The organism is Methylobacterium pseudosasicola (assembly GCF_900114535.1).
Classification (GTDB): Bacteria; Pseudomonadota; Alphaproteobacteria; order Rhizobiales; family Beijerinckiaceae; genus Methylobacterium; species Methylobacterium pseudosasicola.
In genome coordinates this window covers 1-19480 of sequence record NZ_FOTK01000048.1, presented here as the reverse complement: position 1 = coordinate 19480, position 19480 = coordinate 1, and the positions used below count along the sequence as shown (strand labels likewise).

Annotated in this window: 17 protein-coding genes; 4 read left to right on the top strand and 13 right to left on the bottom strand. The window is 64.8% G+C overall.

Going from position 1 to position 19480, the window contains the following annotated elements; genetic code table 11:
• Positions 1-123: 123 nt before the first annotated feature.
• On the top strand, positions 124-1152 hold the full coding sequence (locus BM228_RS28640) for an SDR family oxidoreductase (protein ID WP_092046019.1): 1029 nt from the start codon (positions 124-126) through the stop codon (positions 1150-1152).
• Between the two features lie 25 nt (positions 1153-1177).
• Here the strand turns inward: BM228_RS28640 and BM228_RS28635 are convergent, their stop codons facing one another.
• The 12 genes from BM228_RS28635 to BM228_RS28580 all read right to left on the bottom strand — a co-directional run bounded on the left by BM228_RS28635 (position 1178) and on the right by BM228_RS28580 (position 16294).
• Positions 1178-1624 carry a cytochrome o ubiquinol oxidase subunit IV gene (locus tag BM228_RS28635; RefSeq protein ID WP_092046018.1) on the bottom strand — a complete coding sequence of 149 codons (447 nt, stop codon included), beginning with the start codon at positions 1622-1624 and terminating at the stop codon, positions 1178-1180.
• The gene (locus BM228_RS28630) at positions 1621-2247 is read right to left on the bottom strand and encodes a cytochrome c oxidase subunit 3 (protein ID WP_092046017.1); all 627 of its coding nucleotides are present in this window, start codon (positions 2245-2247) and stop codon (positions 1621-1623) included. Before BM228_RS28630 ends, BM228_RS28635 begins: the two co-directional genes overlap by 4 nt.
• Positions 2244-4346, bottom strand: a complete 2103-nt coding sequence (locus BM228_RS28625) for a cbb3-type cytochrome c oxidase subunit I (RefSeq protein WP_092046015.1) — start codon at positions 4344-4346, stop codon at positions 2244-2246. Before BM228_RS28625 ends, BM228_RS28630 begins: the two co-directional genes overlap by 4 nt.
• Entirely contained in the window at positions 4343-5329 is a 987-nt protein-coding gene (locus BM228_RS28620) for a COX aromatic rich motif-containing protein (protein WP_244537358.1), read from the bottom strand. Before BM228_RS28620 ends, BM228_RS28625 begins: the two co-directional genes overlap by 4 nt.
• Positions 5265-6968 (bottom strand): GMC family oxidoreductase, encoded by a 1704-nt coding sequence (locus BM228_RS28615; RefSeq protein ID WP_092046011.1) that lies wholly within the window; start codon positions 6966-6968, stop codon positions 5265-5267. Before BM228_RS28615 ends, BM228_RS28620 begins: the two co-directional genes overlap by 65 nt.
• 14 nt (positions 6969-6982) lie before the next feature.
• Entirely contained in the window at positions 6983-7642 is a 660-nt protein-coding gene (locus BM228_RS28610; protein WP_092046009.1) for a gluconate 2-dehydrogenase subunit 3 family protein, read from the bottom strand.
• A 40-nt stretch (positions 7643-7682) separates the two neighbouring features.
• Positions 7683-8690, bottom strand: a complete 1008-nt coding sequence (locus BM228_RS28605) for a hypothetical protein (protein WP_208612116.1) — start codon at positions 8688-8690, stop codon at positions 7683-7685.
• A gap of 40 nt (positions 8691-8730) precedes the next feature.
• Positions 8731-9825 carry an enolase C-terminal domain-like protein gene (locus BM228_RS28600; RefSeq protein ID WP_092046007.1) on the bottom strand — a complete coding sequence of 365 codons (1095 nt, stop codon included), beginning with the start codon at positions 9823-9825 and terminating at the stop codon, positions 8731-8733.
• 34 nt (positions 9826-9859) lie between these two features.
• On the bottom strand, positions 9860-11650 hold the full coding sequence (locus tag BM228_RS28595) for a thiamine pyrophosphate-requiring protein (RefSeq protein WP_092046005.1): 1791 nt from the start codon (positions 11648-11650) through the stop codon (positions 9860-9862).
• Between the two features lie 164 nt (positions 11651-11814).
• Positions 11815-12750, bottom strand: a complete 936-nt coding sequence (locus BM228_RS28590; protein WP_092046003.1) for an SMP-30/gluconolactonase/LRE family protein — start codon at positions 12748-12750, stop codon at positions 11815-11817.
• Between the two features lie 125 nt (positions 12751-12875).
• On the bottom strand, positions 12876-14642 hold the full coding sequence (locus BM228_RS28585) for a glycoside hydrolase family 15 protein (protein ID WP_092046001.1): 1767 nt from the start codon (positions 14640-14642) through the stop codon (positions 12876-12878).
• A gap of 80 nt (positions 14643-14722) precedes the next feature.
• A complete protein-coding gene (locus BM228_RS28580) occupies positions 14723-16294 on the bottom strand; it encodes a GMC oxidoreductase (protein ID WP_092045999.1) in 1572 nt (523 codons plus the stop codon).
• Between the two features lie 230 nt (positions 16295-16524).
• Here BM228_RS28580 and BM228_RS28575 point away from each other — a divergent pair, with 230 nt between their 5' ends.
• Genes BM228_RS28575 through BM228_RS28565 form a run of 3 tightly spaced genes read left to right on the top strand, consistent with a single transcriptional unit; the run spans position 16525 to position 18459 of the window.
• The gene (locus tag BM228_RS28575; RefSeq protein ID WP_244537356.1) at positions 16525-16995 is read left to right on the top strand and encodes a DoxX family protein; all 471 of its coding nucleotides are present in this window, start codon (positions 16525-16527) and stop codon (positions 16993-16995) included.
• Between the two features lie 13 nt (positions 16996-17008).
• Positions 17009-17470 (top strand): cupin domain-containing protein, encoded by a 462-nt coding sequence (locus BM228_RS28570; protein ID WP_092045997.1) that lies wholly within the window; start codon positions 17009-17011, stop codon positions 17468-17470.
• A 14-nt stretch (positions 17471-17484) separates the two neighbouring features.
• Positions 17485-18459, top strand: coding sequence for an SMP-30/gluconolactonase/LRE family protein (locus tag BM228_RS28565; RefSeq protein WP_092045995.1), 975 nt, complete (start codon positions 17485-17487; stop codon positions 18457-18459).
• A 540-nt stretch (positions 18460-18999) separates the two neighbouring features.
• Here BM228_RS28565 and BM228_RS28560 read toward each other — a convergent pair.
• Positions 19000-19480, bottom strand: a 481-nt coding sequence (locus BM228_RS28560) for a YciE/YciF ferroxidase family protein (protein WP_139234238.1), incomplete at its 5' end; no start/stop codon positions are given.

Below are 19480 nucleotides of genomic sequence, written 5' to 3'. Positions count from 1 at the left end.
GAGACGAACCTCGTCTATGAAGAAGGCACGCAACAGCGCTGGTGGAATGCGAACGCGAGATGACCTGAGGCGTTGGTCTCCCATGGATAGGAAAATGTCCAAGCCAGTTCTGATGAGTGATCGATGACCCAAAAGAGCACAGATAATGGACGTCCCACCGTGGTCGTGACCGGCGCTAGCGCCGGCGTGGGACGGGCGATCGCTCATGAGTTCGCTCGGCACCGCTGGAACGTTTCCGTCTTGGCACGCGGGGAGGCCGGGCTGAAAGGTACGGTCCGGGACATCGAGCGGGCTGGCGGCCGAGCGCAAGCTCACCAGGTCGATGTCGCGGACGCCGATGCCGTCATGCGGGCGGCCGACGAGACCGTAAAGGAGTTCGGCGGCATCGACGTTTGGATCAACGTCGCCATGGTGACGATCTACGCCCCCGTGCAGCAGACCTCGCCGGACGAGTACAAACGCGCGACCGAGGTGACCTATCTTGGACAGGTCCACGGCACGCTCGCCGCTCTCAAGCACATGCAGAGCCGCGATGCCGGCACCATCGTCTGCATCGGCTCGGCCCTGGCGTACCGCTCGATTCCTCTGCAATCGAGTTACTGCGCGGCCAAGGCGGCCGTGCGCGGCTTCCTTGACAGCCTGCGCAGCGAGCTGCTGCATGACGGCAGCCGCGTGAGGTTGACGATGGTGCAGCTCCCGGCGGTGAACACGCCACAATTCGACTGGGCGCGCACGCGTATGCCGCGGCGTTTGGAGCCGGTGCCGCCGATCTACCAGCCCGAGGCGATCGCACGCCACGTCTACAGCGCCGCGCACACTGCGCCTCGCGAGCTCTGGATCGGCTTTCCGACCTGGAAGGCGATCATCGGCAACATGATCATCCCCGGATGGATCGACGGATATCTCGCGCGACACGGTTATCGCGGCGAGATGACCAGCCAGGCGGCGCTCGAAGGGCGGCCGGACAACCTGTACGATCCGGTTGATACCGATCCAGGTGCGCACGGCCGCTTCGACGATCGATCGCTCACCACGGTGCCGGCCGCCGACCCTCGCTGGCTGAAGCTCGGCATCGCTACCGCGCTCGGGGTGGCGTTCCTCGGCGCCCTATCGATCGCGAGAACCTCGGAGACGCACCGCCGGCTTCGATAGATCGATCGGGTGGTACCTGGATCGGCTACATCATCCGCATGCGCAGGTTGAGCAGCACGACGAGGGTGCCACCCACCATCAGGCAGACGATCAGGGTGGAGAACAAGATCAGCTGCAGGTCGTCGTGGTGTGATCGCCGCAAGTCGATGTGCAGGAAACACCGGAAGTGCACGACCGCTTGGATCAACGCCAGGCCGAAGACGATCGTGAGGGCGGTCGCTCCCGTAACCCAACCCCACGTCACGACGGCGAACGCAGCCCCGGTCAACAGCAGCGCCAGGACGTAGCCGACGCCGTAGGTGACCAAATCGCTGCGCTTAGAATGGCGTTCGTCATCTCCCGTGCAAGCTCCGGCTCCATGTTCCGGCTCCCGCTTGGCTGCGCCGGTCGACGCTCTCGCGACGCCGAACAGGGCCGCTGCAGCGATGGCCTTGAGCAGAATGACACCCTTGTACTGGCCCCGTGTCGTCATCCGAGCTTACCCTGCAGGTAGACGACCGAAAAAATCGCGATCCAGATGATGTCGAGGAAGTGCCAGAACAGGCCGAGCTTGAGCAGGTCGAGTTTGACCCGTGCGTCCGTCCCGTAGACCGCGATCTGAGCGAGCATCACCACGATCCAAATGCAACCCGCTGTGACGTGGAGTCCGTGCGTGGGGACGAGCGCGAAGAACGCCGAGAGGAAGCCGCTGCGATCCGGCGTGGCGCCGTCGCGGAACATCGTCGCGAAGTCGCTGACCTCGAAGCCGAGGAAGGTCAGGCCGAGGACCAGGGTGACACACAGCCAGACGATGAGGCCGGCTCGCGTCCGATCGTACTTCATCGCGATCGCCGAGAGCCCGAAGGTCAAGCTGCTCGTCAGGAGGATCAACGTCTCGACGAACGCGCTGCCGAGCTTGAACTCCGCCTGAGGTCCGGGTGCGCCAGCGGTGGCGGCGAGCTGCGTGCCGTAGATCGCGAACAGCAGCGCGAACAACACGCCGTCGCTCATCAGGAAGATCCAGAACCCGTAAAGGCCAATCTCGGCCTCGCCGGGTTCGAGTTCGTCCGAGCTGCGAAGGTTCAGCCCGATATGCTTCAGCTGCGGGCCACTCACGCCGCCACCTCCGGCGGGAAGGGTTCCGCGAGGCCGAGATTGGCCGAGCTCTCCTCGAGCTGACGCGGCACTGGTCGCGTCCTGGCTGCCAGGGCGAGCCAACGCCGCTCGCTCGCTTCGACCTCGGCCGCCGGGATCGTACGGTAGGTGTCGCGCACGAAACTGCGCGCGATCACCGCAAACCAGACGGCTGCGAACCCGAGGCTCGTCATCCACCAGATGTGCCAGACCAAGCCGAAGGCGCAGACCGCCCCAGCGACACCGACGATCGGCCCGATCCAGCTGTTCTTTGGGATCTCGATATCGTCGTAGGCGTCGGCGAGCTTGTACGCGTCTCCGCGCGCCTTGTGCCAGTAGAAGGCATCGAGGTGGTAGACCCGAGGAATGGTGGCGAAATTGTACTCCGGCGGTGGCGCGGGGATCGACCATTCGAGACCGCGCGCGTCCCACGGGTCGCCAACGGGCACGCGGTTGTGTTCGCGGTCACGTACGCTGACCCAAAGCTGCACGAACAGCGTCGCCAGAGCGGCGAGCAGGATGAAAGCGCCGATCACCGCGACCAGAAGCCATGGCCGGTAGTCCGGGTCGAAGAGGGCCTGGGAGCGCCGCGCCATGCCGCCGAGCCCGAGCACGTAGAGCGGCATGAATGCGAGATAGAAGCCCACCACCCAGCACACGAACGAGACCTTGCCCCAACCTTCCGAGAGCCGGAACCCGAACGCCTTCGGAAACCAGTACTGGTATCCGGCGATCATCCCGTAGAGCAGGCCGGGGATCAGTACGTTGTGGAAGTGGGCCACGAGGAACACGGTGTTGTGCACGACGAAATCGATCGGCGGTATCGCGAGCATCACGCCGGTTATGCCGCCGAGCACGAAGGTCATGATGAAGGCGACGGAAAACAGCATCGGTGGCGTGAAGCGGAGCTCGCCACGAAACATCGTCCAGATCCAGTCGTAGACCTTGACCCCGGTCGGTACGGCGATTGTCATGGTCGCGACCCCGAAGAAGGCGTTGACGTTGGCGCTCTGGCCCATGGTGAAGAAGTGGTGCAGCCAAACCGTGAACGACAGTACGCCGATGGCCATCGTGGCGATGACGAGCGACTTGTAGCCGTAGAGCTCTTTGGATGAGAACGCAGAAATTACCTCAGAATAGACCCCGAACGCGGGTAGGATGAGGATGTAGACCTCCGGATGGCCGAACAACCAGAAGAGGTTGACGTAGTTCATCATATTGCCGCCGAGATCGTTCGTGAAGAAGTGGAAACCAAGATAACGATCGAGGGCGAGAAGGGCGGTCGCGAGCGTCAGCGGCGGCATCGCGAAGATCATCAGGATCGAGGTGCAGAGCGCGGTCCAGCAGAACAGCGGCATGCGCGTGAGATGCATCCCCGGGCACCGCTTCTTGTAGATCGTCGCGGCGAAGTTCAGCCCGGAGAGAGTCGTGCCCAGGGAGGACAGGGTAATCGCCCAGATCCAGTAATCCGGGCCGACACCGGGTTGGAACGCGGTCTCCGTGTATGGGGGATAGCCAGACCAGCCTCCGGTGGAGAATTCCCCGACCGCTAGAGAGATCATCACCAGGCCGGCGCCGCCGGCCGTCAGCATCAGACTGATCGAGTTGAGCAGCGGGAAGGCTACGTCCCGAGCCCCGATCTGCAGCGGTACGACGTAGTTGATCAGACCGGTCAGGAACGGCATCGCCATGAAGAAGATCATGATGGTGCCGTGCGTGCTGAACAGCTGGGCGAAATGCTCGGGCGCGACGATGCCGGGCGCGTTGACGGCGAGCGATTGCTGGGTGCGCATCAGCACCGCCTCGATCAGTGCGCGGCTGAGCATGACCCCGGCGACCACGATGTACATGATACCGATTTTCTTGTGATCGAGGCTGGTCAGCCAATCGAGGAACAGTGGTCGCCACCACCGCTTCCAAGTCAGCAGCGTCACGAGCGCGACGGCGCCGATCACCACCATCGCACCGGCGGCGGCACCGATGATCTCGCTGAGGTTCGGGTTCTCCCAGGCGCGGACGAAAGGAAAGGCCTTCGCGTCGAGCCGTCCGAAGAGCGCGTACTGGATCGCGGCGTCGGTCATCGGTGTTCCGGTCCATGGGCGGCGTGCATGCCGGGATCACTCAAGGCGACGATCGACTGGAATAAGTTCGGGGCGATCGTGCCGAACTGACTCGGCACAGCCTGGACCGAGCGCGCCGACAGGGTCTGGAACGCGGCCATGTCGAGAGTCTTACCGCTCGCCCTGGCCTGGGCGAGCCACGCTCGATAATCGTCGGTGGTCTCGGACACGACGGAAAATTTCTGGTTCTGAAACCCCATGCCGTTGAACTGCATGTTCTCGCCGCGGTATGTGCCGGGCGCGTCTGCAGCCAGGTTCTGCTGTGTGGTCATGCCGGCCATCGCGTAGATCTGACCGGCGAGTTGTGGGATGAAGAACGACTGCATCACGGTGGCGCTGGTCAGGCGGAGGTGGACCGGGCGTCCAGCGGGAATGACGAGCTTGTTGACGCTTGCCACGCCGTCATCGGGGTAGATGAACAGCCACTTCCAATCGAGGGCGACCACCTGCACCTCGATCGGTGGATACGACGAGGCGAGCGGTCTGTACGGGTCGAGTCGGTGCGTGTCTCGCCATAGAAACATGGCGAGGACCACTACGATGATCACCGGCGGGATCCAGATCAGCCCTTCGAGCGGCCAGTTGAAGCCCCATTGCGGGCGGTACGCGCTCTTCGTGTTGGACAAGCGGTAGTGCCAGGCGAAGATCGGGGTCAGTACCAAAACCGGCCCGACGACGAAGATCAGGATCATGCAGACGATCAGGAACAAGCTGCGCGTCTGATCGGCGACCGGGCCTGCCGCGCCGAGCATCCCGTGATCGAGGACGCCGCAACCGCCGAGCGGCAACACCGCGGTCACGGTAAAAAACGATGCGAGGCGAAGGAGCGCCTGGGCCCGGCGACCTCCTCCGACGGGGCACAGCTTAGCGATGGTCGCCTCAGACATAGCGATGGTATCCACTCCGGGCCATCGCCTTGATGCGGTCGGCGGTGCGTAGCGCAATCGCCTGGATCGTCAGCGACGGGTTCACGCCGCCCGTCGTGGGGAAAACCGAGCCGTCGCAGACCCAGAGGTTCGGGATGTCCCAGGACCGGCAGTCGCCGTTCACCACCGAGGTCTTCGGATCGCTGCCCATGCGGGCGGTGCCGTAGAGATGGTTGGTGTCGTCGCCCTGTTCCCAGACGTTGCGCCCGCCCGCCGCCGCGAGCGCCTGTCCCATGAAGTTCAGCCCGTGGCGGTTCATGGCCCGGTCGTTGTCGCACCAGGAATAGGTGATACGCGGGATCGGCAGCCCGTACTGGTCGGTCTCGTCGGTCAGGGTGACCCGGTTGCGTTCCTGCGCGAGGTATTCCGAGACGATCTTGAGCCCGGCGACGTGGTTGTAGCGCTGCATCTCGGAGACGAGCGCCTCGCCCCACAAGCCGTGGGATCCGGCCTGGGTACTGCCCCACTGGGTCGGTAGCGGCCCCTGGCTCATGTAGCAGTAGCCGCCGTGGAAATCCTTGCCCCGGTCCTCGTAGTTCCAGTGCTCGGTCACCGCGAGCGAGGGCGGACCCTTGTAGCTGCGGATCTCCTCCTCGAAATCGCCCCAGACCGCCTGATTGCCCTGGACCATCAGATTCTTGCCGACCAGCCCCGAGGAGTTGGCGAGCCCGTCCGGGAACTCCCGGTTGGCCGACATCAGCAGCAGGCGTGGCGTCTCGATGGCGTAGCCCGCCACCACGACGTTCTTCGCCCGCTGGAACCGCCAGCGGCCCTCGCGGAAGTAGTGGACGCCGGTGGCGCGCCCGTCCTTCGTCTCGATGCGCCCGACCATGGCGAGGTCACGGATCTCGGCGCCCGCGGCGAGGGCGCGCGGCAGGTAGGTCACGAGCACGCTCTGCTTGGCGTTTGTGGAGCAGCCGACGACGCAGAAGCCGCGGTAGACGCAAGGCGGGCTGTCGCCGCGCGGGGCCGAGACCGTGGCGAGCGGCGTCGGAGTCCAGTCGATGCCCATCGCCTCGGCGCCGCGGGCGAGCACCTTGGCCGCTGCGTTCAACTCGTGCGCCCGATAGCGGTAGCGCGGGCGCTTTGGCCCCCAGGGATAGGTGACAGGGCCCGAGATCTTCAGGTCGTCCTCGACCTGATCGTAGTACGACCACATCTCGCGCCAATCGAGCGGCCAGTCCGCACCGTAACCGAGCAGCGTACGCGACTTGAACCATTCCGGCCGAAAGCGCAGCGCGACCATGGCGTAGTGGACCGTCGAGCCGCCCACCGCCTTGCCGGAGTTGTTTGAGCCCATCTGCAACGGGTTGTCGCCGTCGACGATGCGCTCGTCCGTCCAGTAGAGTTTTGACTGATGGCGCTCGTCCGAGGCGAAGTCCTCCAGCGGGCGCCAGTACGGCCCCGCATCCATCGCCACGACGGAGAAGCCGTGCTCGGCCAAGCGCGCGGCCAGCGTCCCGCCGCCCGCGCCTGTGCCGACGATGACGAAGTCTACCTCCTCCGCGTCGGCGTGCTGGCGCATCGGCACCCACTCACCCATCCGCATCACGTTGGGCGCACGGCCGTCACGGGCGCGGGGGGCGTGCATCGGGTCATCGCCCGGCGTGCCGCTACGCGGGTTGTCGGCGGCGTTGCCGGTTCCGGAAAGTCGCATGATCTGACCCGTCCTCAGCGACCGATGCGCCGGTTCTCGATGAAGGCCTCGGCCTCACGTCCGGGCTCAGCCTCAGCGGCTTCCCACGGATCGCGGCGGTCAAAATCCATACGGACGTAGCCGCGCGGGCTCGCGGGTCCGCCGAAGCCAATCTCGCTCCAGGCGGTGGGGTGGGCGTAGTAGGCCTTGACTGCATCGGCCAGGACGCGCCCGGAAAAGAACTTGGCCGGCGGCATGTCCCCCCAGGCCGGGTGCGCGAGCGTGCCGGCCTCGGCGGCCTTGAGCAATTCGTCGCGCGCCCAGACGCCGAGTTCGTGGAAACCGGCGCCATAGGCGGCGCGGGCCTCGGCGTCGAGGGCCGCGAGGCCCCGTCTCCAGGCCTCGCCCTGGTCCGGAAGATCTGCATGGCGATAGCCGTCGTGCTCGCCGGTGGCGAGCTTGTGGTCGATCAGCGCCGCTACCGGGATCGGATCGGCACGGTCCGCAGGCTGGGGTACGACGCGGTCGCAGACGGCCTTCAGCGTCGTCCAATCCGCATCGTCGAGGAAGCGATGTGTCTCCGGGCCGATGCCGAGACGCTCCGCGAGCACGTCCCGCGTCTTGGCGTTCCAGGAGGGGCTGTCGCGCTTGTCCAGCACGTCGTAGCCCGGATACAGGTCGCGTCTCGGGTGCAATGTCTTCGATCCTGAGCGTGGGTTGAACTGACGGCGCCGTTCAGCGTCGCCGATGTTCCAGCAGTTCCAGGGCGGCGAGGCCCCCGAGCGCGAGGCCGGAGAACGAGGGCGGTGCTGGCAGGGGCGGCCCGTCGATCATGTTCTGGCGCCAGTTGCCCCAACCGCCCATCATCCGCTGGACGCCGTAGGCGTGGAACCCGACGCCGAGCACACCCATTGCGGAGACCGCCCACATCCCCGCCTTCGCCGCTCCGTGCGTCCGGCCGGGCTCCGCCACGGCAGCGCCTGCCAGGATCGCGGCGGCGAGCGGCGGCAGGGTCACGGGCACGAACATCGCCGGATTCTGGAAAGCGCCGCGGAAGTGGAGCAGGCCGGCTTCCAGCGTCGTGCCGACGAGCATCCCGGCGGTCGCCACCGCGAGAGTACGCCCTGCCGGCCAGCCGGCGAGTTCGGGTGCGTCCGGGTCGGCGTCGCGCACCCGTTCGGCTGCGACGCCGAGGATACCGGCGAGCGTCAACGCCATGGGGGCACCGATCGGCGCGCCGTAGAACAGGTTCTGCCAGGAATAGCCGCCCTCGCGCTTGCCGACGTTCCAGGCGTGGAAGCCGAACCCGACGAGGCCGGTGACGCCGGCCATCGCCTGCACGGCATGGCGCACATGCGAGCGACCCGGATCAGTGTCGCCGGCCCCGTGCAGGGACGAGGCCAGCGTTACGGTGGAGGCGATGATCGGCGTGTACATCGCCCGGTTGAAGAACTGCCCGCGGTAATGCTCCAGGCCAGAGTCGAACAGCACGGAGGCCGCGAGCATCGAGGAGGCGTGGTTCAGACGCTGCGCCGCGCTCGCGGTGACCTCCGTCCCACGCTCGCGGTAGCGGCGCTCACCTTCCGTCCGGACCTGACGCCCCCCGTGCGGTGGCGGGCCAAGGCGTTTCGAACGACCAGCCGCGAACCAGGTCAGCACACCGGCCCCGACCGCGACGAGGGCCAGCGCCACGACCGGGTGGATCTCCGCCTCGAACCGCACGGGCGCCGTGCGCGGTCTCACGTCGGGAAGCCTGCCCTCACGGGCGTCGTTTGGTCCCGCCTCAGACGGCATAGGCTTGTGCATCCTGGTGCTTGAACGTCAGTCCGTTGCCCGGCCGCGAGAGATCCGGGGCGATGAGACCGTCACGTGCCACGGGGGCGCCGTCGAACAACATCCGCTCGATGCGGACGTGATCGTGGAACCATTCGAGGTGGCGGAAGCGGGGAGCCGCGACCGCGACGGGCAGGTGGAGCGCCGGGGCGCAGTGACCGGACAGATCGACGTGGGCCGCCTCGCACAGCGCGGCGATGGTGCGGAAGCCGGAATATCCGCCGCAGCGGGTCACATCCGCCTGCGCCACATCGACAGCGCCGGCCGCGAGTAGGCCACGCATGTCATCCGGTGTGTAGACGTATTCCCCGGCCGCGATCTCCATGCCGACCGGAGCACGCGAACGGACCATCGCGAGGCCGGCGGGATCGTCGCTCGTCACGGGTTCCTCGAACCACGCCACGTCGAACGCCGCGGCGGCTTGCGCGAACGCGCAGGCCCGTTTCGGGGTGAAGGCGCCGTTGGCGTCGATGAACAGCGCGGCCTCACCGATGGCATGCTTCGCAATCGCCATCCGGGAGGGACCGCGCTCCGGCTCACTACCGATTTTCATCTTGACCGCCCGACAGCCTTCCCGCTCGACCCATCCCGCGAGCTGCGCGCTCAGTTGCCGGTCGTCGTACGAGGTGAAACCGCCGCTGCCGTAGATCTCGACCGTGTCGCGGGCGAGACCGAACAGCCGCGCCAGAGGCAGGTCGAGGAGGCGTGCCTTCAGGTCCCACAAGGCCGTGTCGAGGGCCGAGATGGCGCTGGCGGCGAGACCGCTCCGACCGAGGTTGCGCACGGCACCCCACAGGGCTGCATTGAGCCGAGGGATGTCGAAGACATTACCTCCCTCCAGTACCGACGCCAGCGTCTCGCCGATCAGGCCTGCGACGCTCGCGTCGGTGTAGCTGTAGCCGAGGCCAATCTGACCGGCGGCCTCGATATGGACGACGACGATCGTCGTCTTCTCCCACGCGAAGGTGCCGTCGGCTTCCGGCGCGTCGGTGGGGACGGTGAAGGAGCGTGCCCGCACCGCCGTGATGGTCACTTGGTTTGCCATGGGTTTTGCGGAAGGGGCAGTCGCCCCCTTCATCCTATTTCTTGTCGCCGGGAAGGACGGCGCTGAGCACCTGCCGGGCGGTGTCGACGAGGAGATGGCGCTCCTTCGGATCTCCCTTGCCGAGCATCGACATGAAGTTCTGCACCTGCTGGAAGGTGAAGAACGGCGGCAGCGGCGGCACCTCGGGATCGGTCTTGACCTCCAGCACCACCGGCACCGGGCTCGCCAACGCCTCGTCCCAGGCCGCGCCCATCTTCTGCGGATCGTCGACGTAGATACCCTTCAGGCCGATCAGCTCGGCAAACTTGTGGTAGGGCACGTTCGGAATGGTCTGGCTCGCCTCGAACTTCGGGTTGCCCTCCATCACCCGCTGTTCCCAGGTGACCTGGTTCAGATCCTCGTTGTTGAATACGCAGCAGATCCAGGTCTTGTTCGACCAGCGGTGCATGTACTTCGAAACGGTGATCAGCTCGGCCATGTTGTTCATCTGCATGGCGCCGTCGCCGACCAGCGCGATCACCGGCCGGTCAGGATGGGCGACCTTGGCTGCGATGGCGTAGGGCACCGCCGCACCCATCGAGGCGAGGCCGCCAGACAGCGAGCACATCTGGCCGCGGCGCATCTTCAGGTCGCGGGCGTACCAGTTGGCGCAGGATCCGGAGTCCGAGGTGATGATCGCCCGCTCGGGCATGCGCGGCGAGAGTTCCCAGGTCACGCGCTGCGGGTTGACCGGGTTGGCCTTGGCCATCGCCCGATCCTCCGCCTCCTTCCACCAGGAGACCATCCCCTTCTCGATGCCGGTGCGCCAGGAGCCACCCTCCTTCTTCTGGTCGAGGAGTGGCAACAGCGCCCGCAGGGTCTCGGCGGACTCACCGCAGAGCGGTACTTCCATGGGATAGCGCAGCGATAGCATCTCCGGTGAGATGTCGATCTGTACGCCCCGGGCCTGCCCCTCCTTCGGCAGGAATTCGGCCCAGGGAAAGCCGGAACCGATCATCAGCAGGGTGTCGCAATCCTCCATCATGTCCGACGAGGGCTTTGAGCCGAGTAGGCCGATGGTGCCGGTGACGAAGGGTAGGTCATCGGGGAGCGCGGCCTTGCCGAGCAGCGCCTTGGCGACGCCGGCCTGAAGCTTGTTGGCGACGGCGATGACCTCGTCGGTAGCGTGGAGCGCGCCGGCGCCGACCAGGATCGCTACCTTCTTGCCTGCGTTCAGCACGTCGGCGGCTCTGCGCAGGTCGGCGTCGAAGGGCACGACCTTCGGGGCGGTGTAGCCGACGCCGGAGAAGGTGTTGCCGTGCTTGCGCACCGGCGCCTCGTAGGGGACGTCCTGCAGGTCGTTGGGTAGGATGATCGCCGAAACCTTTCGTTCGGCCTTGGCGATGCGCATGGCACGGTCGACGATGTGACGGACCTGCGCGGGCGAGGACGCCTGCTGCACGTAGGCGGCGACGTCCTTGAACACGCTCGTGAGGTCGAACTCCTGCTGGTAGTGCGCGCCGTTGACGTTGCGCGCCTGCTGGCCGCAGATGGCGAGCAGCGGCACGTGGTCCATGTGCGCGTCGTACATCCCGGTGAGCAGGTGCGTCGCGCCGGGGCCGGAGGTGGCCATGCACACGCCGACCTCGCCGGTGAACTTGGCATAGGCCGCAGCCATGAACGCGGCCATCTCCTCGTGGCGGACCTGGATGAACTCGAAGGGCAGGTCATTGCGCTGCATGGCGCCGAGCAGGCCGTTGATGCCGTCGCCCGGGTAGCCGAAGATAGTCTTCACGCCCCATTCGGCGAGGCGCTTCCAGAAGAAGTCGGCGACGGTGTCGGCCATTTCGAATCCTTGAAAGATGCGCAGCAACAGCCTCGCATAAACAAATCATGTCGGTGGGATGCGAGATACCGGGTCGAGGTGGGCTATCGTTCCCGACTAACCGGCCACACGATGCACGGTTCCTAGTTCAATTGCCCGCGATCTAACGATCCCGTGAAGTGACGTCAGCCTGCCCCATGCGCGAGGTCGATGGCGTAGAGGTGCTGCTTCGAGGTGATAAAGAGCCTTCGCTCGCCAGCAGAGAAGCACAGGTTGGAGCACACCTGCGGCGTTGGGATCAGCCCGAGCTGGTATCCCTCCGCGGAGAACACCTGAACCCCGGCCTGAGAACTCGTCCAGATCCAACCGCGACTGTCGGTCCGCACGCCATCGGGAATACCGGGTTCGACCTCGGCGAAGACGCGTCGGTTCGCAAGCACTGACTCCCCGGTGACTTCGAATGCGAAGATCGTGTGCCGATCGCCGCCGAGGGAACGAGAGGTGTCGGTGACATAGAGCGTTCGTCCGCCGGGAGCGAAGGCGAGACCGTTGGGCTGTTCGAGGTCCGCCATGCGTGCCGCCGTCCCGGTATTCGGATCGAAGCGATAGACGCTGCGATGATCGAGTTCGGGTTCGGCGAGTGCGCCTTGCTTTGGCAGGACGAGGCCGTAAGCGGGATCGGTAAACCACAGCGCACCGTCGTCGGCGCAGACGACGTCGTCGGGCGAGTTGAAGCGTTTGCCTTGGTATGTGTCGACGACGATCTGGTAACGCCCGTCCGGTAGCGTCCGAGACAGGCGCCGAGTGCCGTGCTCGCAATGGATCAGCGCACCGTCGCGGTCGATCGTGTGGCCATTAATGAACGGCGTCGCATCGACGACGACCTCGACGCAGCCGTCCTCGCGCCAGCCGAGGACGCGGCGCCCCTCGACATCGGACCAGATCAGCATCCGCCGAGCCGGCCACCAGACCGGGCCCTCGCTGAAGGTTGCCTGATCGTACAGGGACATGAGCCGCGCGTCGTGCGCCACGACCTCGGCAAAGCAGGGATCGAGCGCCCGCGGTCCATCGACGTGCGCGACCGGATCCGGTGGGCCAGCATGGCGAACCACGTCAGGCATGCCATTCATCTCCTCGGTGATGGCGACCGACGCCCGCTCGGCGTGTTCTCAGCCTCTCTCCGGCAAGACGCGCGACTGGATCGCGTTCACCGGTCCACGGGATCGTGATGGATGCGATGGCACGCTCAGCCCCCGCCGCGATCGACGACCGGTCCGCAGAGACCCAACGCCGTGTTCACGACGCCGAGATGTGTCAGGGCCTGGGGAAAGTTCCCGGCGAGACATTGGCTAGGTACGTCGTACTCCTCCGAGAGAAGACCGACGTCGTTGGCCAAGCCGAGTACCCGTTCGAGATAGGACTCGGCCAATTCATTGCGCCCCTGGAGGCGCAGGCAATCGGCCATCCACAGCGAGCACGGCAGGAACGCCCCTTCGTCGCTGGCGTCCCCCTTCGCACGCATGCGCCGGATCAGACCGTCCTGGTCGAGGTCCGTCCTGATCCGCTCGATCGTCGCCGCCATGCGCGGCTCCTCGACCCCCAGGAAGCCGACGAGCGGCAGCAGCAGGAGACTCGCGTCGAGCTCCGGGCTGCCGTAGCTCTGCGTAAAGCTGCCGAGGCCAGCGTTCCATCCCTCGCGGCAGGCTTCGGCGTGCACTCTGTCACGGCTCGCCGTGAGGATCGCATGCAAATCCTGAGACATATCGCAGTGCCGTAGCGCCCGGTCGAAGCCAACCCAGCACATCGCCTTGGAATAGGTGTACTGCTTCGGAGCCCCGCGTGATTCCCAGATCCCGGCGCCACGATCCTGCCATATCCGAGCTAGGTGTTCGACGAGCCGCCGCTCGACGATACGCTGATGGTCCGTCGCCGCGATGCCGACGCGTCTCGCCAGGGCCAAGGTGTCCAAAACCTCGCCGTAGACATCGAGCTGCTTCTGGGTGGACGCGGCGTTACCGATGCGCACGGGGCGCGCCTCCCGGTAGCCCGGCAGCGCGTCCACGGTCCATTCGGACAGGTGCCTGGACCCATCGACGCGATACATAATCCGGAGCGCGTCCGGCTCATCGGCGATGGCACGCAAGAGCCAATCGCGCCACGCCGTCGCCTCGGTTTTGAAGCCGGCATTGAGGAAGGCACCGAGCGTGAACGTGGAGTCCCGCAGCCAAGAATAACGGTAATCCCAGTTCATGCCACCGGCCGGCACCTCCGGCAGACTCGTGGTCGGTGCGGCGATCAATCCACCCGAGCGCGCGTGCGTCAGGGCTTTCAGCGTCAACAACGACCGCTTGACCACGCCGGGCCAACGGGTGCGCGCGGCATCGAACCCCGAAATCCAGCCTTCCCAATGTACCTGTGTCGCTTTGAGGGCGGCGTCGGCGTCGAGGCGCTTTGCGTCGCCGCACCAGGACGCCGTGCGGGTGAGAACGAACGTATGGCGTTCGCCCTCGCGCAGCGAGAACGTCCCCCTCGCTCCGCCGTCCGATACACTGACAGGCACGCTCGTATGCAGGGTTAGACGATGTCGGCCGGCCACAGCCACGGCACCGCCATCATGCGTCTCCCACCACGGCGCCAGCGCACCGTAATCGAAGCGAGGACACACCTCCCAGTCCACCTCGACGGTGCCGGACAATCCCTCGACGATGCGGACCACGGCCGATATCGTCTCGCGGATGGGCATGAAGTCGGTGATCCGAACCGTTCCGTCGGCGGTCCTCATCTCGGTCTCGAGGATCATCGTGTCGCCGCGATACCGACGTGCGGTGTCGTTGATCGGCGCCCGAGGTGCGATCGACCAGCGGCCGTTTCTATCGGTTCCGAGAAGCGCACAAAAGCACGCGTCGTCGGAGAAATCCGGCCAGCAGAGCCAATCGATCGAGCCATCCCGCGCGACGAGGGCAGCGGTCTCGCCATCGCCGATCAGGGCATAGCTCTCGATAGGTTTGCTCAAAGCTAATCTCCTCGGCGCAGCAGGTACTGCGTGTCTCGCCCTGACTCGTCTTTCGGCTCGCACATCGTAGAATAACGAGTCTACTCGGCGAGTCGCCCCTTGATGTGGTCGGCGACCCGAAGTGCGTTAGCAATGATCGTCAACGTCGGATTGACCGCCCCGATCGACGGGAAAAAGCTCGCATCCGTGACGTAGAGATTATCGAGCTCGTGCGCCTTGCAGTTTAAATCGAGCACCGAATTCTTGGGATCGGTGCCGAACCGGAGCGTTCCGGCCTGGTGGGCAGTCCCACTCAGTGGGATATTCTTACCGAGATAAAGTGAGCGCTCGAACAGGTAGGTGTAGGCGCCCCCGGGCCGCAGCAAATCGGAGAGCTTGCTTCGCAGGCGATCGTGCGCCTCGCGATTGTTTTCCTCGAGGTCGAGGATTACTCGGCCATCGCGATCGAGCATCACCCGGTTGTCGGGATGTGGCAGATCTTCGCTCTGCAGCCAGAAGTCCATGGAGTGGCGCGCGACCATATCGAACGGGGCGTTCGGCAGGAAGCCGGTCCATTTGGGGAACTCCTCGCCGCGGATCTGGTCCGGATGCGTCTTGGCGCACATCTGGATCAGGCCCATCGGGTATTCCCAGTCCTTCGACGCGAAGTAGAAATCCGAGACCGCGAGCGTCTTCTGGAAAACGGTGTCGTTCGCCTCCTTCGACAAGGCCATCAATACCGACATGTTATGGCGCATGTAGTTGCGCCCGACCTGATCGGAACCGTTGGCGAGGCCGTTCGGATGCGTGGCATTGGCCGAACGCAGGAGCAACAGGGCGGAAGAGAGTGCGCCGCAGGCGACGACGACGATGTCGGCGCTGTAGCGCTCTTCCCGGCCCTCCCGGGTCACACAGACCCCGGTGACGGTGCGGCCGGCTGGATCGGTTTCCAGCCGCGAGACGTAGGCGTTGACCAGCAGCGTGACGTTGTCGTGCTTGGCCAACGTCGGGTCGACGGTCATCACCTGGGCATCGGCCTTGCCGTTCAGCAAGCATGGAAAGCCGTCGAAGGCGTCGCAGCGGATGCAGATGCTGGTCGGTGTCGGCTTTCCCCCACGTTCGTCGAGCTTAATCCCGAGCGGCAGGTGAAACGGCTGCAGGCCTTCCCCCGCCCAATCTTCCGAGAGCTTCTGAATGCGCGGTTCGTGGCTGACGGCCGGATGATCATAGGGTCCACTCGACCACGGCTCGGTCGGATCCTCACCGCGTGTGCCATGGACGGCAAACAGTCGCTCCGCCTGTGCGTAATACGGCTCGAACTCGGCGTAGGAGACAGGCCAAGCCGGCGAGATCCCATCCACGTGTCGAACCTCGCCGAAGTCTCGCTCGCGCAGGCGGAACAAGGCGGCACCGTAGACCTTGGAGTTGCCTCCGACGTAATAATGCAACGCTGGGCTGAATGACCGTCCATCACCGCCGTACCACGTCTCACGCGCCTGGTAGGCCCCGTCCACGAAAACGGTCTTGGCCGACCAGTTGTCCTGCGAGCGCGGAAGATAATCGCCACGCTCCAACAGCAGGATGCGCTTACCCGTATCGGCGAGCCGTGCCGTCAGTGAACCGCCGCCGGGCCCAGACCCGATGACGATGACGTCGTAGTGGTCCTGAGGCATCGATCAATCCGGCGCTACGGCGTGTTGAGAAAGCCGTCCTCGCGCAACATCGTGCGGATAGAGGTGTTCCGTATCGGGCGCTCACGGGATCGTGCTGACGAAGCTCAACCTACCTCCCGGTGCGATACGAAACCGGGGAAACTCCTGGATCGAAGTGACGTTGAGCACCGCAATCGTACCGTCAAACATTTTGCGCTGGAGCGACCTGTGCCCTTCCCGAAGACCTTAGCATGACTTGGCTCGACCTGATTGCAGTCCCTCTCCTGGCCAAAATCTGTCTCGTCAGCATGTTTCCCCTGAGCGCCTACGACAAGATCGTCCACTGGGGCGAGGCGATGGATCAGGCGAAATCCGGACCCTTGCCGTTTCCAGCGCTGCTACTGATCCTCGGCATCGCCGTGGAGGCGATCACGCCGGCTCTGATCGTGATCGGACTCTGGGACCGTGCCGCGGCATTCGTTCTCGCCGGGTTCTGCGTGATCACGGCATTGTTGTACCACCAGTTCTGGAGGTTCCCACGTTTCTGGTCGAAGAACGGCGATGGTCGGGCGCATCTCTGGGACTTCTTCAAAAATTTCGGTCTGGTCGGCGGCCTCTTGCTCGTGCTGATCGGCGGGAACTACGAGCCTGTCTCGCAAGTGGCGGCGCGTCCTCTCTCGAACGGACCGAGTAGCATCACTCCAATCCTCGACCATCGCTGAAGGACCTGTGAGCATGTCTGATCAACACGACCAGGGAACGCCACCGACGCTGCCGTACTGGCACGTCTATACCGATGCCGACGGCTTGAGCCGCCAAGCACGGTTCGAGATCTCCGCGTTCAAGTTCGAGGGTGTGAACCCCGAGACGGCGCCGCAGTGGAACGCCAAGCAGGAGCCGTCGAAGGCTGCGGTGACCTTCACGGTGCTGCCGGTCGGTTGGGTCGGGCAGTGGCACGAGAACCCGAAGCCGCAGTGGATCGCGATCCTGTCCGGACGCTGGTTCGTCGAGACCATGGATGGCACGCGGGTCGAGATGGGTCCGGGCGAGCTGATGATGGGCGAGGACCAGAACACCCGCGAGCGAGACGGCAAAAAGGGCCATCTTTCCGGCACGGTCGGCGATGAGCCGTGCACGATGATCGTCACCGGCCTCGACGTCGAGCCCACCGTAAACCAGCCCGGGCGCTTCCGCTGATCGAGGACAAGCCGATGTCTGAGGACAGAACCCTCTCACCCGGGCGCATGCTCCGCCGGCCCGGTCGACCGGGCAAAATCGACGGCTTCACTTGCGTCGAGGTGCATGATCCCCGGTTGGCCGCCGTGCTCTCGCCTGATGCTGAATGGGATGTGCTCTACACCTTCACTCTACACGGCGAAGGCACGGTCTGGGACACGCCGCGGGATCGCCTCGTCTGGTCCGACGTGCCGAACCGGCGCCTCCTGGCGTGGTATCCGGACGGCCGGGTCGAGGTGGCCATCGACAACACGCAGTTCATGAACGGCAATGCCCTCGGCGCGGACGGCTACCTGGTCCACTGCGAGCATGGACGGCGCTGCATCAGTCGCTCAGACGGGGACGGTCGGCCCGAGCCGATCATCACGCACTACGATGGCAAGCGCTTGAATTCGCCCAACGACGTCACCGTGGCGGCGGACGGCGCGCTCTGGTTCACCGATCCGATCTTCGGCATCCTGATGCCGAACCAGGGCAGCATCGTCGATCCGGACCTCGACCACCGCAGCGTCTACCGCTTCGACCCGCGCGACGGGTCGCTGCGCCGTATGGCCGATTTCGAACAGCCGAACGGCCTGTTTTTCTCCCCCGATGGGCGCAGGCTGTACGTATCTGACACGGCACGCTCGCTCGGTGAGATCATCGGTGGTCATGAGCGTGACACCCACGAGATCCTGGTGTTCGACGTGGCCGCGGATGGCACCCTATCGAACCGGCGCCTGTTCTGCCGGACAGACCATGGTTACCCGGATGGGTTCGCAGTCGACGAGCGTGGCTGGGTCTGGACCACCGCGGGAGATGGGATACACATCTATGCCCCGGACGGCGTCCGCCTCGGTTTCATCCCGACGCCAGCCACACCTTCTAACTGCGCGTTCGGTGGTCCTGGTCCACAACGCCTGTTCGTCGCAGCTACATCCTATCTACTTTCGATCAAATTGATGACTTAATGATCGATACAAAATCCAACTCATAATAGACAATACGTAAGTTCAAAATGCTATGAGATTCCGTGGCGTTCCTGATGCGAACGGCCGATCACAGCTGATAGCGTCCGCTTACGGGACTTCGTCAGGGCCATCTGAATGACCGAAATGGGCGCAAAGCGGAACGACCGCTTTTGCGCCCATCGGAGATCCGGCATGGCGTAGGCTGGCCGACAGCAGAATGACCGCTTCGGAGAGGGCCGACCGAAAAAGCGGCCGGCCTGCTACCGACCGAGGCTGTGTCAAAACTCGGATGTGCTGGGAAACCGTAGAACAAATGTCTCCGCAGCGGCCGGGAGGGATCTCTGGCGCAACTGACTGATGGCATTGAGAGGCCCCTCAGGCCGATGCCACCCTGCTTCGAGAGAACGTTTTTCTACGAGGGCCGATAGCGTTCGAGTTTTGACACAGCCTCGACCCAACCCGGCCATTCGAGATATATTCGCCCGTCCCCTGAAGCAGACGGCAGCAGGCCCCACATAAGAGCCACACTGCGTCCACCCGTCAGCGTCGCTTGGATCGCCCGGCTTCCGAGAGCGCGACCGCGACCAACATACCGCCAAGCGCTAGCCCAACCGTAAGGCGGGGGTGCATGTACGCCGTGGTGGAGAGCGCAGTCTCGTCCGGATAGCGGGTCGAGGTGCGGCGTGTCAGTAGATGATCGTAGAGCTGTGTGAAGGCCTGATCGATCGCGCGGGTCTCGACAAGCGTACGATCTAAAAGCTTGGCGGCTTTGGCGTGCCCGAGCGCGTGCGCAGCACTACGTAGCGTCCCATACCGGGCGATATAGAAATGCGCCGCAACTTGACCGTACTCAATGTTGATGAGATCGCGGTCGACGGCGTTCCTGTGCTTGGCTATTTCTGCTTCGTTGAGATCACAGATGCCCTGCATGGCTGGATCTTTTTTGGGATCGGGCCTGATGCCGATTAGATCAAATACTTCGTCCAACCGCTTCTGCTGAACGATGTTCTGCTTGGATCCC